Source organism: Pseudomonas sp. BMS12, from assembly GCF_001592875.1.
In the GTDB taxonomy this organism is placed as follows: domain Bacteria; phylum Pseudomonadota; class Gammaproteobacteria; order Pseudomonadales; family Pseudomonadaceae; genus Aquipseudomonas.
Genome location: NZ_LSOF01000013.1, coordinates 158893 through 176150 on the forward strand (window position 1 = coordinate 158893; position 17258 = coordinate 176150).

At 64.7% G+C, this 17258-nt stretch carries 13 protein-coding genes; 8 read left to right on the forward strand and 5 right to left on the reverse strand.

The window, feature by feature from the left end:
• The first annotated feature begins 22 nt into the window (after positions 1-22).
• Together radA and AYB31_RS21720 are read left to right on the forward strand one after the other, a co-directional pair.
• Complete coding sequence (radA, locus tag AYB31_RS13200) at positions 23-1390, forward strand: DNA repair protein RadA (protein ID WP_068829151.1); 1368 nt, start codon at positions 23-25, stop codon at positions 1388-1390.
• A 112-nt stretch (positions 1391-1502) separates the two neighbouring features.
• Positions 1503-1658, forward strand: coding sequence for a hypothetical protein (locus AYB31_RS21720; RefSeq protein WP_161489382.1), 156 nt, complete (start codon positions 1503-1505; stop codon positions 1656-1658).
• Positions 1659-1714: 56 nt separating this feature from the next.
• Here the strand turns inward: AYB31_RS21720 and AYB31_RS13205 are convergent, their stop codons facing one another.
• Positions 1715-2086 carry a PilZ domain-containing protein gene (locus tag AYB31_RS13205; RefSeq protein WP_068829152.1) on the reverse strand — a complete coding sequence of 124 codons (372 nt, stop codon included), beginning with the start codon at positions 2084-2086 and terminating at the stop codon, positions 1715-1717.
• 144 nt (positions 2087-2230) lie between these two features.
• Here AYB31_RS13205 and AYB31_RS13210 point away from each other — a divergent pair, with 144 nt between their 5' ends.
• On the forward strand, positions 2231-2737 hold the full coding sequence (locus AYB31_RS13210; protein WP_068829153.1) for a DUF3015 domain-containing protein: 507 nt from the start codon (positions 2231-2233) through the stop codon (positions 2735-2737).
• A 60-nt stretch (positions 2738-2797) separates the two neighbouring features.
• Here AYB31_RS13210 and glyA read toward each other — a convergent pair whose 3' ends face one another.
• Both glyA and AYB31_RS13220 read right to left on the reverse strand, forming a co-directional pair.
• Positions 2798-4051, reverse strand: a complete 1254-nt coding sequence (gene glyA, locus AYB31_RS13215; protein ID WP_068829154.1) for a serine hydroxymethyltransferase — start codon at positions 4049-4051, stop codon at positions 2798-2800.
• 175 nt (positions 4052-4226) lie between these two features.
• Positions 4227-8276 carry an EAL domain-containing protein gene (locus AYB31_RS13220; RefSeq protein ID WP_082805296.1) on the reverse strand — a complete coding sequence of 1350 codons (4050 nt, stop codon included), beginning with the start codon at positions 8274-8276 and terminating at the stop codon, positions 4227-4229.
• Between the two features lie 358 nt (positions 8277-8634).
• Here AYB31_RS13220 and ettA point away from each other — a divergent pair, with 358 nt between their 5' ends.
• Entirely contained in the window at positions 8635-10302 is a 1668-nt protein-coding gene (gene ettA, locus AYB31_RS13225; RefSeq protein WP_068829155.1) for an energy-dependent translational throttle protein EttA, read from the forward strand.
• A gap of 41 nt (positions 10303-10343) precedes the next feature.
• Here ettA and AYB31_RS13230 read toward each other — a convergent pair whose 3' ends face one another.
• Positions 10344-10973, reverse strand: a complete 630-nt coding sequence (locus AYB31_RS13230; RefSeq protein WP_068829156.1) for a hypothetical protein — start codon at positions 10971-10973, stop codon at positions 10344-10346.
• Between the two features lie 137 nt (positions 10974-11110).
• On the reverse strand, positions 11111-12952 hold the full coding sequence (locus AYB31_RS13235) for an Lnb N-terminal periplasmic domain-containing protein (RefSeq protein WP_068829157.1): 1842 nt from the start codon (positions 12950-12952) through the stop codon (positions 11111-11113).
• A gap of 137 nt (positions 12953-13089) precedes the next feature.
• Between AYB31_RS13235 and AYB31_RS13240 the strand changes: the two genes are divergently transcribed.
• The 4 genes from AYB31_RS13240 (at position 13090) to AYB31_RS13255 (ending at position 17145) form a co-directional block, all read left to right on the forward strand.
• Positions 13090-13413: a TraR/DksA family transcriptional regulator gene (locus AYB31_RS13240; RefSeq protein ID WP_068829158.1), complete on the forward strand. Its 324-nt coding sequence runs from the start codon at positions 13090-13092 to the stop codon at positions 13411-13413.
• 84 nt (positions 13414-13497) lie between these two features.
• Positions 13498-15957 carry a Lon protease family protein gene (locus tag AYB31_RS13245; protein WP_068829159.1) on the forward strand — a complete coding sequence of 820 codons (2460 nt, stop codon included), beginning with the start codon at positions 13498-13500 and terminating at the stop codon, positions 15955-15957.
• 177 nt (positions 15958-16134) lie between these two features.
• Positions 16135-16476, forward strand: coding sequence for a PA4575 family protein (locus AYB31_RS13250; RefSeq protein ID WP_068829160.1), 342 nt, complete (start codon positions 16135-16137; stop codon positions 16474-16476).
• Positions 16477-16656: 180 nt separating this feature from the next.
• Entirely contained in the window at positions 16657-17145 is a 489-nt protein-coding gene (locus tag AYB31_RS13255) for a TIGR00645 family protein (protein WP_068829161.1), read from the forward strand.
• Positions 17146-17258: the final 113 nt, after the last annotated feature.

The window sequence follows — 17258 nt, forward strand, 5'->3', positions numbered from 1 at the left end:
TTTTGACGCGGCGGAGAGTTCCATGGCCAAGGCCAAGCGCATGTATGGCTGCACCGAGTGCGGCGCCACCTTCCCCAAGTGGGCCGGGCAGTGCGGCGAGTGCGGCGCCTGGAATACCCTGACCGAGACCGTGATCGAGAGCGGCGGCGCCGCTGCGCCGTCCGGGCGCGGCGGCTGGGCCGGGCAGCAGGCGCAGATCAAGACCCTGGCCGAAGTCAGCGTCGAGGAGGTGCCGCGTTTTTCCACCGTCTCCGGCGAGCTGGATCGGGTGCTCGGTGGCGGCCTGGTGGACGGCTCGGTGGTGCTGATCGGCGGCGATCCTGGCATCGGCAAGTCGACCATCCTGCTGCAGACCCTGTGCAATATCGCCCAGCGCCTCCCTGCTCTATACGTCACCGGCGAGGAATCCCAGCAGCAGGTGGCCATGCGCGCGCGGCGCCTGGAGCTGCCGCAGGACAAGCTCAAGGTGATGACCGAGACCTGCATCGAGTCGATCATCGACGTGGCCCGCCGCGAGCAGCCCAAGGTGATGGTGATCGACTCGATCCAGACCATCTTCACCGAGCAGCTGCAGTCGGCGCCCGGTGGCGTGGCCCAGGTGCGCGAGAGCGCGGCGCTGCTGGTGCGCTACGCCAAGCAGAGCGGCACGGCGATCTTCCTGGTCGGCCACGTGACCAAGGAGGGCGCCCTGGCCGGCCCGCGCGTGCTGGAACACATGGTCGACACCGTGCTGTATTTCGAGGGCGAATCCGACGGCCGCCTGCGCCTGCTGCGTGCGGTGAAGAACCGCTTCGGCGCGGTCAATGAGCTGGGTGTGTTCGGCATGACCGACAAGGGCCTCAAGGAGGTCACCAACCCCTCGGCGATCTTTCTCACCCGTGCCCAGGAGGCGGTGCCCGGCAGCGTGGTGATGGCGACCTGGGAAGGCACCCGGCCGATGCTGGTGGAGGTGCAGGCGCTGGTCGACACTAGCCACATGGCCAACCCGAAACGCGTCACGCTGGGTCTGGATCAGAATCGCCTGGCCATGCTCCTGGCCGTGCTGCACCGCCATGGCGGCATTCCCACCTACGACCAGGACGTGTTCCTCAACGTGGTCGGCGGGGTCAAGGTGCTGGAGACGGCCTCGGATTTGGCGCTGATGGCGGCGGTGATCTCCAGCCTGCGCAACAAGCCGTTGCCGCACGACCTGTTGGTGTTCGGCGAGATCGGTCTGTCTGGCGAGATCCGCCCGGTGCCGAGCGGTCAGGAACGCCTCAAGGAGGCGGCCAAACACGGCTTCAAGCGCGCCATCGTGCCCAAGGGCAATGCGCCCAAGGAGGCGCCGCCAGGGCTGCAGGTGATCGCCGTGACGCGCCTGGAGCAGGCGCTGGATGCCCTTTTCGAGTAGGCGGGCTGCGACGCTCTGTCGCTGACGGCTGCTAGTCAGTGTTGTCGCAGATCAAGCGCCTCCGGGCGGCGAGCTGGGAGCATGGGGCTGTCCATAAAAAGGAGATGGCCCCATGTTCCTGTTCTTCGACTTCTTCGCCAAAACCCTCAATTACGAGCCGGGTCGGCCGCGCGATAACGCCGAGGCGCGTCGCGAGGCGAGCATGGGTGCGCGCCGGGTGCTGACGCGCTTGCGTCGGCTGAAGCCTGGCACCAGCGGGGGCAAGTGAGCCAGATCAGATAGAACAAGGGCGCCGATTGGCGCCCTTGTTCATCAACGCTTGAGCTAGTCGTCTTCGCCCAGCGCCGCCAGTTCCCGCTCCAGCAGGCTCTCGTCACCGAGGTTGAGCTCCACCAGACGCCGCAGGTGGCTGATCGAATCCAAGTCTATGTGCCGGCAGACGAAGCCGAGCAGCTCGTCGCGGGTACGGGTGAGCACCACTTCCATCTGCAGCTGGGTATTGGCATCCAGGGTAATGGTGGCCATGAAGGGTTGGTCCGGATCGCCGTTCCAGCCACGCGGGCGTTTGACCAGCAGCCCCTTGAGAGACACGTCATGCAGGCTGACCGCCCAACGCCGCTCGCCCTGAGCGAGTTCGGTGGCGGCGTCGAAGGCTATGCGCTGAAAGCGCCGACGCTCGGTGGCAGATTCACTCATGCCAAGACTCCTGAAGGGTTTAAGACACTATAGCCAACGGTCAGCCATTTGCCGATGGGTGGGCCGTGCTGGTTTGACAGAGTGGCAACTGTAACCAAAGCTGCTATGGCGGTTTGATGACCTACTAATTGCGGAGCAATGGACATGACAAAACGACTGTTGGGCAAAGGGTTGCTGTTCGGTGTGCTGAGTATGGCCAGCGCGGGTGTTTTCGCCGAGGCTGCGGGTGGCAATGGTTGTGGTTGGGGCAACATGGTATTCGACGGCCAGCGCGGCTTTGTTCCGCACTTCCTGGCAACCACCACCAATGGTACTTCGGGTAATGCCACTTTCGGCATGACCTCCGGCACCAACGGCTGTGACACCAGTGTCAAGCTGGGGTACGGCGGCCGCTCGATCTTCGCCATGAACGGCATGCTCGACAACATTGCCGAAGACATGGCCCAGGGCCAGGGCGAGGCGCTGGACGCCTATGCCACCCTGCTCGGCATCGAACAGCAGGATCGTCAGCACTTCGCCCAGGTGACCCATGAGCACTTCGGCGAAATCTTCGCCAGCGAGACTGCTACCGGCGAGCAGGTGCTGGCAGCCACCCTGGAGGTGATGAGCCGCGACGGGCGTCTGGCGCGCTACGCCAAGCAGCCTGCTTAAACCTGGCAGCAACAAAAAAGCCCGGCCATTTGGCCGGGCTTTTTCTTGTGCGTCTGACGCTTAGTTGCCGTACACCGGCAGCTTGGCGCAGATGGCCTTGACCTTCTCGCGTACTGCGTCGACCACGGACTCGTCGCCCATGTTCTGCAGGATGTCACAGATCCAGCCGGCGAGTTCCTGGCACTCGGCTTCCTTGAAGCCGCGGGTGGTGACTGCCGGGGTACCGATGCGCAGACCGGAAGTGACGAAGGGCGAGCGCGGATCGTTCGGCACGCTATTCTTGTTCACAGTGATGAAGGCACGACCCAGGGCGGCGTCGGCGTCCTTACCGGTGATGTCCTGCTTGATCAGCGACAGCAGGAACAGGTGGTTCTGCGTGCCACCGGAAACCACGTCGAAACCGCGCTCGATGAACACGCTGGCCATGGCCTGGGCGTTCTTCACCACTTGCTGCTGATAGGCCTTGAACTCGGGCTGCAGAGCTTCCTTGAAGCAGATGGCCTTGGCGGCGATCACGTGCTCCAGCGGGCCACCCTGAGCGCCTGGGAAGACGGCGGAGTTGAGCTTCTTCTCGATCTCTTCGTTCTTGCGCGCGAGGATCAGGCCGCCGCGCGGGCCGCGCAGGGTCTTGTGGGTAGTGGTGGTGACCACGTCGGCGAACGGTACCGGGTTCGGGTACACGCCGGCGGCGACCAGACCGGCCACGTGGGCCATGTCGACGAACAGGTAGGCACCGACCTTGTCGGCGATGGCGCGGAAGCGGGCGAAGTCCAGTACCTGCGAGTAGGCGGAGAAACCGGCGACGATCATTTTCGGCTTGTGCTCGACGGCCAGACGCTCGACTTCGTCGTAGTCGATCAGGCCCTGGTCGTTGATGCCGTACTGCACGGCGTTGTACAGCTTGCCGGAGGAGGAGACGGAGGCGCCGTGGGTCAGGTGGCCGCCATGGGCCAGGCTCATGCCGAGGATGGTGTCACCGGCGCTGAGCAGGGCCAGGTAGACGGCGCTGTTGGCCTGGGAGCCGGCGTGCGGCTGGACGTTGGCGTAGTCGGCGCCGAACAGCTCCTTGGCACGATCGATGGCCAGCTGCTCGACCACGTCGACGTATTCGCAGCCGCCGTAGTAGCGCTTGCCCGGGTAGCCTTCGGCGTACTTGTTGGTCAGCACGCTGCCCTGGGCTTCCATTACCGCCGGGCTGGTGTAGTTCTCGGAGGCGATCAGTTCGATGTGCTCTTCCTGGCGCTGGGCTTCTTGCTCCATGGCGGCGAAGAGTTCTGCATCGTAGCGGGCAATGGTCAAATCACGGCTGAACATGGTGGTCACCTGATCTATCAGCGGGCGGTAGTAAGAGTCTGTCTAACGACACAGGACCGACGCGCGGCAGATCGTCAACAGGTTCTAAGGAAGGCGCGCATTCTACCCGATGTCCTGCGGCCTGGCACATGAAAGGCGGTCAAGTCGCGGACAAGCGGTGCTCACCCTGTGGATTTCAGGTCAGCACGAACAGGGCTGTGCCGCCGAATTGCGCCTCGAACTGACTGGCCGCCATGGGCTTGCCGAACAGGTAGCCCTGTACCTCGTCGCAGTCGTGCTCGCGTAGGAAATCCAGCTGTTCCTGGGTTTCCACACCCTCGGCGATCACCGACAGGTTGAGGCTGTGGGCCATGGCGATGATGGCACGGGCGATCTGCGCATCCTGCTCGCCGGGCAGGCCGTCGACGAAGCTGCGGTCGATCTTAAGTACGTCGATGGGGAACTGCTTGAGGTAGTTGAGCGAGGAGTAGCCGGTGCCGAAGTCGTCCACGGCGATGGACAGGCCCAGGCGTTTGAGGCTTGCCAGTACCGGCATGGTCTCACCGACGTCGCGCATCAGGATGCTCTCGGTCAGTTCCAGCTCCAGGCAGGCCGGTGGCAGGTCGCTGTCGCCGAGCATGCGCGAGATGCGCATGCCCAGCTGACCGTCGGCGAACTGGCGGGCCGACAGGTTCACCGAGATCTTCGGCAGGCGCATCTTGGCTTCATGCCAGGCCTTGAGCTGGCGGCAGGCTTCGGCGATGACCCAGTCGCCGACCTGGACGATCAGGCCCAGCTCCTCCAGCACCGGAATGAACTCGTCCGGCGCCACCAGGCCGCGACGTGGATGGTTCCAGCGCAGCAGCGCCTCGACCCCGGTCAGGCGCCGGCCGTCGCCGGACAGCTGCGGCTGGTAATAGAGCACGAACTGCTCCTGTTCCAGGGCGTGGCGCAGGTCGCTCTCCAGCTCCAGACGCTGCAGGGCGGTGGCGTTCATCTCTGCCTGGTAGAACTGGAAGTTGTTCTTGCCGCGTTCCTTGGCGTGGTACATCGCCGTGTCGGCGTTCTTCATCAACTGGCTCAGCTCGTCGCCATCCTGCGGTGCCAGGGCGATGCCGACGCTGGCGGTGACGAAGAACTCGCGGCCTTGCAGGACGAAGGGCTGGGCCAGGCTGGCGAGGATCTGCTCGGCCACGTGGATGGCCCGATTCAGGGCGCCTTCACGGGTGTTGCGCGGTTGTAGTAGCAGGGTGAATTCGTCGCCGCCCATGCGCGCCACGGTGTCGTCTTCGGCGACGCAGGCGGCCAGACGCACGGCCACGTCCTTGAGCATGCGGTCGCCGGCGGCGTGGCCGAGGGAGTCGTTGATCGGCTTGAAGCGGTCGAGGTCGAGGAACATCAGCACCACCCACTCGTCATGCCGCTCGGCATGCTGCAGGGCGGTGTGCAGGCGGTCCTGGAACAGGGTGCGGTTGGGTAGCAGGGTCAGGGCGTCGTAGTAGGCCAGGCGATGGATGCGCTGCTCGCTGGCCTTGCGCTCGCTGATGTCGTTGAAGAAACACACGTAGCTGACCAGGTCGCCGTCATCATCATGCACCGCGGTAATGCCGACCCAGGCCGGGAACTGCTCGCCACCCTTGCGCTTGAGCCAGAGTTCACCCTCCCAGCTGCCGCGCTGGTTGAGCTGGGCGATGATGTAGGTGAATTGCGCGGCTTGCTGACGGTCGGCGGTGAGCATGTTGGGAAACTGATCGAGCACCTCGTTGCCGGCATAGCCGGTGATGCGCTGGAAGGTTTCGTTGATGCGCACGATGTAGCCGGCCGGGTCGGTGACCAGGATCGCCGCGGTGGAGTGCTCGAAGACCGTGGCGGCCATGCGCAGGTCGCGCTCGGCGCGGCGCTGCTGGGACACGTCGCGGCCGATGCCAAGCACGCCCTCGAAGCGGCCCTGCTCGTCCCGCATCAGCGACAGGCGCATCTCCACCGTGATCTTGCGATCGTCGGCGCGCATGCTGTCGAAGATCAGGGTCTGTTCGGCCAGGCGCCGCTCGATGGTCAACAGCTGTTCGGTGCTGCCGAGGGCGTCGCTGATTTCCTCCCACAACTCCATTAGCTGTTCGAGCTGGCGCGGGTTGGTGAGGGTGCCGAGCACGCCGTTCTGCAGCAGCCATTCCGGGCTGTAACCGAAGAAGTTCTGCGCTGACGGGCTGACATAGTTGAGGCGCAGGTGGCTGTCGCTGGAGAGAATCACGTCGCTCATGCTTTCCGCCAGCAGGCGGTAGCTGCGCTCACTGTCGCGCAGGCTGGCCTGGGCGGCGATTTCCCCGGTGATGTCCTTGGCCACGCCGATCAGGCGGCTGACCCGGCCGTGACGGTCGCGACTGAGGGCGTGCTCGCGAATGTCGAACCAGTGCCAGCTGCCGTCGCGGTGGCGCCAGCGCAACTGGCAGTTGAGCAATTGCCCGTCGCCCACCACCTTCTGCAGGTTGCGCACGCGCTGGTACAGCTCGACGTCGTCGGGGTGGAGGATCTTTTCCCACAGCCGCGCGCCGAAGCGCTTGAGTTCGTCCTTGCTGTAGCCCAGGTCGGGGCCCAGGCGGTCGTTGCTGAACAACACGCGGTTGTTGCTCATGTCGTGCACGTACAGGGTGTCCGGCACCGCGCGCAGCACATCGGACCAGAAGCGCTCGCGTTCGACCAGCGAAAGTTCGACCCGCTTGCGACTGGTGATGTCGTGGATGCTCAGGGTCACCGCGCGCAGCTCTTCGCGGCGCTTGGGCAGTTGCAGGGTCAGCCACAGGTAGCGCTCATGGCCCTGGGGCGTGCGCATGCGGGTTTCCACCATCATGTCGCGGTTGCCGTCGAGCAGGGCGGCGATCAGGCCGAAACGCGCGCCTTGCGGGCGTAATGGCGTGCTGCCGATCAGGTGCTGCCAGATGTCCGCGGGTGACTCCACGCCGATCAGTTGCTGGGCAACGCGATTGACCTCGCTGATCCGTATGTGGCTGAGCAGTTCGTGGCTGCGTTCCTCGGCGCCTTCCAGCCAGGCCGGCAGCTGCGAGCTGTGGCGCAGGCCCTGGGCCTCAAGGAAGGCCTTGAGTTCGAACAGGTCGAGCACGCAGAGGGCGACACCACTGCCTTCGAAGATGTCCTGATAGCGCCTGCGCGTGTCCTGCAGCACGCGCAGGGCCTGGCGTTCTTCGGTCACGTCGCGCAGCACCCAGGCCCGTCCAGGCTCGGGATTGTCGGTGTAGAGCGTGTGGCAGGTGACGTTGAACAGGCGGGTGCGGCCGTCCAGCAACACCTCGATCGGTTCGCTCTGTTCGTAAAAGGCGCTGTTCAGCCAGGGGGCCAGGCCCGGCAGCAACTGCAACAGGTGCATCTGGCTGGCAGTGCCCAGATCCAGACCGAACATCTGCTCGGCTCGGGGGTTGAGGTAACTGATATGGCCATCGGGTTGGGTCACCAGCACGCGCTCGTCGATGGCGCCGAGTGCGCCGATGGCATCCTCCAGGGCGCGGCGCGACAACGCCTGGGATTCGCGCAGGCTGCGTTGCTCGCGCAGCAGGCTGAACAGGGCGAGCAGGGCCAGCACGGCGCAGAGAATGAACAGCAGCAGTTTGCCGGCCTGCAGCGGCAGCAGCTGGATGTGCAGGCGGGTGGCGTCGAACAGCGCCTGTACCTGCCAGTCGCTGCCCTGTACGGGGTAGTCGCCGACGGCACTGGCGCGAGGGCCGGGGCCACCATGGCGCAGCATGCTGACACCGTCGCGTTCATCACGCAGTTGCCAGGTCAGGCTCTCGGCCTGGGCGGGCAGCCAGTGGCTGAAGGCCTCGGGGGTCAGGCGTATGCGCCAGCCGCCGGGGTGATCGGCGGCGTGCAGGCTGAGGCGAATCAGGCCGTCGTGGTAGGCGAAGTGGTAATCCTGCTGCGGCCAGGCCAGCGTTGCATCGGCTGCCTGCGGTGCGCTATCGGCCTGCAACTGACCCTGCGCGTCGACCCAGGCCAGACTGTGCAGGGCGGGGTACACGCCGCGCAGGCGCTCAAGCAATTGCTGGCGCTGCTCGCTGGCGACGGGTTGGCTGGCGTAACTGGAGAGAAAGGCCTGACCGGCTTCGGCCTTCAGGCGCAGCACCAGGCCCAGTTGTTCGGCCAGTTGTGCGGCGTGTTCCTGATTGCGTTGCAGCTGCACCTGCTCCAGCTGACGGGTTTCCTGATACAGCTGCCACAGCAACAGGCCGAGCATCAGCGCTACCAGCAGCGCCAGCAGGCCTTTCAGGGAGCCACGATTAGGTCTGGCGGTATCACCAGGGGTACGGCTGCTGCGGAGGTGGAGTCGGGGCACGCGTTAAACCCTGCGGATACGGCTGCCGGAGCGGGCATGGGCAGGAAATCGAAGCGGGCTAGCATGCCTGCAAAAGCGGCAAAGTGCTATCACTGCTCGTCGAGTGGTTTGCCGGCCCCCGGGGCATTACGGTAGCTTTGCCGCGCGCACGCGGGCACGAGCGGCTATGATGCTCCCTGCTCCGGGGTTATGCCACGGCCGATCGGCCAACGCTGCAGCGCCCCTTCGTCTTTACCCGTCATTCAGAACCAAGGTCACCATGGCTCAATACGTCTACACCATGCATCGGCTCGGCAAGGTCGTGCCGCCGAAGCGGGAAATCCTCAAGAACATCTCCCTGTCGTTCTTCCCGGGCGCCAAGATCGGCGTGCTCGGCCTGAACGGCGCGGGTAAGTCCACCCTGCTGCGCATCATGGCCGGCGTCGACACCGAGTTCGACGGCGAAGCCCGCGCCATGCCTGGCATCAACGTTGGTTACCTGCCGCAGGAGCCGCAGCTCGACCCGAGCAAGACGGTGCGCGAGATCGTCGAAGAGGCCGTGGGCCAGATCAAGCAGGCCCAGGCTCGCCTCGACGAGGTCTACGCCGCCTACGCCGAGCCGGATGCCGACTTCGACGCCCTGGCCGCCGAGCAGGCCAAGCTCGAAGCCATTCTGCAGGCCAGCGACGGCCACAACCTGGAGCGCCAGCTGGAAGTCGCCGCCGACGCCCTGCGCCTGCCGCCGTGGGACGCCAAGGTCGAGCACCTGTCCGGTGGTGAGAAGCGCCGCGTGGCACTGTGCCGCCTGCTGCTGTCGGCCCCGGACATGCTGCTGCTGGACGAACCGACCAACCACCTGGACGCCGACTCGGTGGCCTGGCTGGAGCACTTCCTGCACGACTTCCCCGGCACCGTGGTGGCGATCACCCACGACCGTTACTTCCTCGACAACGTCGCCGGCTGGATTCTCGAACTCGACCGTGGCGCCGGTATCCCTTACGAGGGCAACTACTCCGGCTGGCTGGAAGCCAAGTCGGATCGTCTGGCCCAGGAATCCAAACAGCAGTCGGCCCACGAGAAGGCCATGAAGGAAGAGCTGGAGTGGGTGCGCAAAGGTGCCAAGGCCCGCCAGTCCAAGTCCAAGGCCCGCCTGCAGCGCTTCGAGGAAATGCAGTCGCAGGAATTCCAGAAACGCGCCGAGACCAACGAGATCTACATCCCGGCCGGCCAGCGCCTGGGCGACAAGGTCATCGAGTTCAAGAACGTCACCAAGGGCTACGGCGATCGCGTGCTGATCGACGACCTGTCGTTCAGCATTCCGAAAGGCGCCATCGTCGGCGTGATCGGCGGTAACGGCGCCGGTAAGTCGACCCTGTTCCGCATGCTGATGGGCAAGGAGCAGCCGGACTCCGGTTCCATCGAGATCGGCGATACCGTGCAGCTGGCCTGCGTCGACCAGAGCCGCGAAGACCTGGACGGCAGCAAGACCGTGTGGGAAGCCGTGTCCGACGGTCTCGACATGATCCGCATCGGCAACTACGAGGTGCCGTCGCGCGGTTATGTCGGTCGCTTCAACTTCAAGGGCGGTGACCAGCAGAAGTTCGTCAAGGACCTCTCCGGTGGTGAGCGTGGCCGTCTGCACCTGGCCCTGACCCTGAAGGAAGGCGCCAACGTCCTGCTGCTCGACGAACCGTCCAACGACCTCGACGTGGAAACCCTGCGTTCCCTGGAAGAGGCGCTGCTCGACTTCCCTGGCGCCGCCATCGTGATTTCCCACGACCGTTGGTTCCTCGACCGCGTGGCCACGCACATCCTGGCGTACGAGGATGACTCGCACATCGAGTTCTTCGAAGGCAACTACACCGAGTACGAAGCCGATCGCAAGAAGCGCCTGGGCGACGCCGCCGCACAGCCGCACCGGGTGCGTTACAAGAAGCTGGCGCAGTAAGCGTCGGTGGCAAACAAGAAAGGGGCCTGCAGGCCCCTTTCTTATTTCTCCTCCACAACCGGCGATCCGTCGGTGAACAGCGGCAGGCCGGAGGTGGTCTCCACTCCGTTCGGGTTTCTCAGGCTGATCAGGAGCGGTTTGAAACCCAGCAACGAGCGCTCGCCGGTCAGCAGCAGGGTGTCGTCGCGCTTGGCCGTGGCCCACAGCTCGTAGGGCAGGTCACACAGGCTGTCGTTGAGCAGATGGTCGTACTCGGCGATATAAAGCTTGCCGGCGCAACCCAGCGGCGCTTCGTAGCGGGCGTGCTTGCCGACGACGGTGACCACCTGCTCGGCCGGTTGGGAGCCCAGTCGATGCAGCAGGCTGGGAATGCCCAGGGCCATGGCTGGGGGTGCCATCAACAGCAGCGCTGCCAATTGGACGAGCACGAAGCCGATCTTGCTCCAGCGCTTTTCATGCAGGTAGTGCCACAGGTACGAGCGCTGGCCGGCGAGCGCCAGCAGTATCAGGCTGATCGTCAGCACTATCAGCAGCAGGCTGGCGAACAGCAGCTCCAGGTAGCGGCCCGGGTTGACCAGTATCGGGTCGAACCAGCCCAGCAACGCCAGCGGCGTGACGATCACCAGGGGATAGAGGAACCACAGCTGGGTCAAGCGGGGAGAGCGGGGCATGGCACGTCCTTGTTCTGTGCGGGGGGCGGCAGCGACTCGTTCCTGAGTCCCGGTCGATTTTTATCCTGTCGGTGGCGGCGCGTCATCTGCTTTTTGCCGGGGCTCGCATCGGATGACAATACGAGCCCCGGCCATGATCAGTAGTAGTACCAGCGCAGCTGCAGCATCACTTCGTTGTCGCTGTCGCCCACTTTGCTGAAGTCGCGGGCGGCGCTCAGGCGCAGGCCCAGGTCGCGCGACACTTCCCATTGCTGGGTCAGCGCCAGGCGTCGGCGCACCTCGCCGTTGTGGAAGTAATCGCCCTTGGCTTCCAGGCTCAGGTTGCCCAGGCCGTTGCGCCACAGCAGGCCGCTGTCGAAGCCCATGGCCGAGGCGAGATAGGGCGCGAAGTCGGAGTTGTGCTCCACTCGGCCGGTGCCCAGGGCGTAGGCGAGCGTGTTCTCGCCCAGCTGCCAGGTGCCGCCGACGCCACCACTCAGGTGGCTGACCAGGGTTTCCTCGCCATCTTCGCCGGGTACCCGTTGCAATCCGCCACCGACCTGCCAGCTCCAGGGCTGCAGCAGGGCGTTGCGCGGGGTCAGCGAACGGATGGTGGCGAGGTTGAGTTCCTGCAGTTGCCAGTGGTTTTCCTCGTACTGGCGCAGCTTGAGGCCGAGGATTTCGATCTGTGCTCCCAGCGGAAAGCCGCTGAGGTTGTCGTTGAGGTCGTGATAGGCCATGCGCAAGCCGTATTCGGCGAAGGCACGGTCGCCGCGGCTGCCGACGCCGAGTTGCCAGGTGCGTGACTCGTGGCCCTCTTCGGGCAGGTCCGGACGCGCAACCTGCAAGGTCGGCGGTGGATTCTGGTTGATCGCGCGCAGCAGCTGGTAGCTGCGCTGGGCGCTGTCCGGCTCGCGCGTGGTGCTGTTGGCCTGGTAGCGCAGCAGGCGGAAGGCAGCATCCTGTACCAGGGCCCGGCGCTCGGCGGGCAGAGCCTGAAGCTCGGCGTTCTGCAGCTGCCCGGCATCGGCGGCCAGCACCTGGGTCCATTGCAGTTCATTGGCGTCCAGTGGCGCGGCGCGGGCCATCAGCTCCTTCTCCCGCGAGGGGCGGTAGTCGATGCGCTGCACCAGGCCGGCGTCCTTCACGGCGCGCACGGTGTCGGCGGGAATGGCGGTGAGGGGGAATTCATCGGTCAGTTCGAGGCCGGGGCGGGCGACTTCCAACAGTTCCAGCAGGCGGTAGGAGCAGTTCTCGTCGAAGAAGAAGTAATCGAACTGGATCTGTTTCAGCTCCCACAGGTGTTCGACCATGCGCCCGGTTTCCTCGGCCGTGAGGTCGAGGCGGTATTCCCACAGGTCGCGGTTTTCCAGGCGGCTGTACTCGGCCATCTTCTCGCGGTAGGGCAGCAGGGCGAACAGGCCTGGGTAGCCGCCCATCAGGCCCTTCCAGGCGTAGAGGATGCTGTTGTCGGCGCCCTCGATGAAGGCGCCGAAGTTCACCGCATAGCTGAGCATGGCGGTGTTGTCGCTGTCGATATCGACCTGGTCGATGCGCAGCAGGGTATGGCCGAACATCGATGAGGGGCTGTTCAGGTAGGCCGCCGGGAACACCAGCACCGTGCTGTGCGGCTTGATGTCGGCGTACCAGTTGCGGAATTCGCTGCACTCGACCTGGGGCAGATCGTTCAGACTCAGGCGTTCGCGCAGCCAGCGAGTGCGGGCGGGGAATACGCATTGCGGGTGCTTGTCGCCCAGGCTCGGCGAGGCATAGAGCGCGTCGCGGGTGGCCTGCAGTTCGGCCAATGGGTCGTGATCGCCGTTGGCGGCGAGGAAGAAGTCGCGGTCATCGACATAGCTGCTCCAGCCGCCGAGCGTGCCGCGTTCGTAGTGCCCGAGGGAAATCCAGTAGGGGTCGGCGGCCAGCTGGGTCAGATCGACTTGGCCGGCATGCAGGGGGGCGGCCAGGCACAGGGCCAGCCAGGGCAACTTCCGTTTCAAGCGGGGCGCCTTCTTCCGGGGCTTTGTGCAACGCTTTTCGCAGGCTCGTTCAAGCCTGTCAAGCAAGGCCCTGATCGCGATCAATGCAAGTGCAGACAAAGCGGCCACACTGAAGCTAATCAGCTAGGAGGTGTGCCATGAGCTTCGACCCCGGATCTGCGCTGGAACGCTTGTTCGACGAGTACAGTCGGCGCGCCAAGGCCATCCGCCACGACTTGGGATTGCCGCATAACGCCGATTTCGCCGAGCAGGCCCAGGAGCGGCAGAACGACGAGGTGCTGCAGGCGCTGCTGGCGGAAGCCGAGGCGGGGTTGCGTCAGGTCGGGCTGGCACGCCTGCGTCTGGCCGAGGGCACATACGGCCAGTGTCAGCGCTGCGGCGAGCCTATCGAACCTGCACGCCTGCAGGCACTACCGGCCGCGGAGTGCTGTCTGGCCTGTGCCGATAAGCACCAGGCATGAGCGGCTAATGCGCCTTGCCAGCGGCGGCGAGGCGGCGCCAGAATGGCTCCATCTCGCGGCCCGCCGCTTCGACAAGGACTTCCGATGCCCGAATCCTTCGCTGCCAGCCTGCGTCTGGCGCCCGATGCTCTGACCCGCCCCTGTGCCCCTGACCAGTTCAACTTCGTTACCACCGATGATCTCGAGCCTTTTCGCGGCGTGCTTGGCCAGGAGCGCGCGGTCGAGGCCCTGCAGTTTGGCGTCGCGATGCCGCGCCCGGGCTACAACGTCTATGTGATGGGCGAGCCGGGCACCGGCCGCTTCTCCTTCGTGCAGCGCTATCTCAAGGCCGAGGCCAAGCGCCAGCCGACCCCGGCGGACTGGGTCTACGTCAACCATTTCGATGAACCGCGCGAGCCGCGTGCCCTGCAGTTGCCCGCCGGCAGCGCGGCGGCCTTCATCGCCGACATCGGTCACCTGATCGACAATCTGCTGGCGACCTTTCCGGCGGTGTTTGAGACGCCGACCTACCAGCAGAAGAAGAGCGCCATCGACCGCGTCTTCAACCAGCGCTACGACAAGGCCTTGGATCTGATCGAGAAGCTGGCGCTGGAGCGTGATGTCGCCCTGTATCGCGACAGCACCAACATCGCCTTCACGCCGATGAAAGACGGCAAGGCCCTCGACGAGGCCGAGTTCGCCCAGTTGCCAGACGCCGAGCGCGAGCGCTTCCATGTCGATATTTCCGAGCTGGAGGAGCGTCTCAACGAGGAGCTGGCCAGCCTGCCGCAATGGAAGCGCGAGAGCAGCAACCAGATGCGCCAGCTCAACGAGGAGACCATCAGCCTGGCCCTGCAGCCGCTGTTGGCGCCGTTGTCACAGCAGTACGCGGAGAATGCCGGCGTCTGCGCCTATCTTCAGGCCGTGCAGGTCAACCTGCTGAAAACCGTGGTCGACCAGCTGCTGGACGACAAGCCGGACGCCCAGCGCCGCGAGATGCTCGAGGAGCAGTACAGCCCCAGCCTGGTGGTCGGTCACCATGTCGATGGCGGCGTGCCGGTGGTGTTCGAGTCGCACCCGACCTACGACAACCTGTTCGGTCGTATCGAGTACAACACCGACCAGGGCGCGCTCTACACCAGCTACCGGCAGTTGCGTCCGGGGGCACTGCATCGCGCCAACGGCGGCTACCTGATTGTCGAGGCGGAGAAGCTGCTCGGTGAGCCCTTCGTCTGGGACGCACTCAAACGTGCCCTGCATTCGCGCCAGCTGAAAATGGAGTCGCCGCTGGGCGACCTCGGCCGCATCGCCACCGTGACCCTCAGCCCGCAGATGATTGCGTTACAGCTCAAGGTCATCATCATAGGTTCGCGCCAGCTGTATTACGCGCTGCAGGACATGGATTCGGACTTCCAGGAGATGTTCCGGGTGCTGGTCGACTTCGACGAGGAGATCAGCCTCGGCGACGACAGTCTCGAGCAGTTTGCCCAGCTGCTTAAGACGCGCACATCGGAAGAGGGCATGGCGCCGCTGACCGCCGCTGCGGTGGCGCGCCTGGCCACCTACAGTGCGCGCCTGGCCGAACACCAGGGGCGCCTGTCGGCGCGCATCGGCGACCTGTTCCAGCTGGTCAGCGAGGCCGACTTCGTGCGCCAGCTGGCGGGCGACACGGTGACTGACGTAGGCCACATCGAACGCGCGCTCAAGGCCAAGGCCGACCGTACCGGGCGGGTCTCGGCGCGGATCATCGACGACATGCTGGCCGGCATCATCCTGATCGATACTCAAGGCTCGGCCATCGGCAAGTGCAACGGCCTCACCGTGCTGCAGGTCGGCGACTCGGCCTTTGGCGTGCCGGCGCGAATTTCCGCCACCGTCTACCCGGGCGGCAGCGGCATCGTCGACATCGAGGGCGAGGTCAACCTGGGGCAGCCGATTCACTCCAAGGGCGTGATGATCCTCACCGGTTTCCTCGGCAGTCGCTACGCCCAGGAGTTCCCCCTGGAAATCTCCGCCAGCATCGCCCTGGAGCAATCCTACGGCTATGTCGATGGCGACAGCGCCTCGCTTGGCGAGGTCTGCACCCTGATCTCGGCGCTGGCGCGCATGCCGCTCAAGCAGTGCTTCGCGATTACCGGCTCGATCAACCAGTTCGGCGAGGTACAGGCCATCGGCGGGGTCAACGAGAAGATCGAGGGCTTCTTCCGCCTGTGTGAGGCGCGCGGCCTGACCGGCGAGCAGGGCGTGATCATCCCGCATTCCAACGTCAGCAACCTGATGCTCGATGAACGGGTGCTACAGGCGGTGCGTGCCGGGCAGTTTCATGTGTATGCCGTGCGCCATGTCGACGATGCGCTGGGTCTGCTGCTCGGCGAGGCGGCCGGCGCGCAGGATGCCAAGGGCCAGTTCGCCAAGGGCAGCGTCAATGCACGAGTGGTGGAGCGCCTGCGCAGCATCGCCGAGCTGGGTATGGAGGAGGAAGAGAAGGACAAGGAAAAGGATGTGGCCAAAGCCAAGGTAGCAAAACCCAGAGCCAAGCCGGTGCCAAAGATCGTCAAGGAGTGAGGTGGCGGCTGGTCAGTCGCCGAGCAGTCCGGCGGCGCCCGCACGGGGCGTTGCCGGCAGCGGTTTTTCCCAGGTCCTTCCACAGAGTTATCCACAGTATGCGGGGATAACTTTGGCCTTTTCCCGGCGCGCTATCGGGGTGTAGTCTGAAGGCCAGACCACGCGAGGACCGTCGCCATGCCGCGTAGCCTCTGTCTTACCCGTCAGTGCCTCGGCCTGATCACCCGTATCGAGTGCGAGATTCGCCCTCTGGCCGGGGAGCGAGGACTGTGGACCTTGCTCTGTGCGGCCGGCATGTCCGCTGCACAGCCTTCTGCTATCAAGGCGCAAGGCCCGTTCCACGGGCCTCAGGTGGCTGAGGCGGTGCTCGAATCGATCGCCCAGTGCCTCGCTGTGCAAGGCTACGCGCCCTGTGCCGAACCGCCCATCTGGCGCCTGCATCTGCAGGCCGAGCTGCGCCGCTTGAACGGCGAGTGCTCACGTCGCGTCGACGATTGCATGTTCCGTCCGGAGAGCTGAACGCTTTTTGCCCAATCTGATAGCCAGCGCAGATGGCCGGGCGCTGGAGCGATTATTCCCGGGCCTGCCCACAAGGTTATCCACAGATTGCGGGGATAAACCCTGCAAAGCTTCGTGTCTTTGTGCGGACGAGGCGGCTGGTTATACTCGCGGCCGATTTTCCCCACTCGGCGAGACCCTATGGAACGCTTTATCGAAAACACGATGTACGCCTCGCGCTGGTTGCTGGCACCCATCTACTTCGGCTTGTCGCTTGGCCTGCTGCTGTTGGCCTTGAAGTTCTTCCAGGAAGTCTTCCACATCGTCCCCAACATCTTCTCCATGGCAGAGGCTGACCTGATTCTGGTGATCCTGTCGCTGATCGACATGGCGCTGGTCGGCGGCCTGCTGGTGATGGTGATGATCTCCGGCTATGAAAACTTCGTGTCCCAGTTGGACATCGATGATGGCAAGGAGAAGCTCAGCTGGCTGGGCAAGATGGACTCCGGCTCGCTGAAGATGAAGGTCGCGGCGTCCATCGTGGCGATTTCCTCGATTCACCTGCTCAAGGTGTTCATGAATGCCGAGAACATCAAGACCGAGTACCTGATGTGGTACGTGATCATCCATATGGCTTTTGTGGCTTCGGCCTTTGCCATGGGTTATCTGGACAAGCTGACCAAGCACTGACCTGGTATCTGTTGCCCGCGTATCAACCGCCCGACCGCTTCGCCGTGCTCGGGCGGTTTCGTTTGCGGGTGGCTGTGCTAGTCTGGCCGACCTTTTTTTGCCCCCTGACGGAG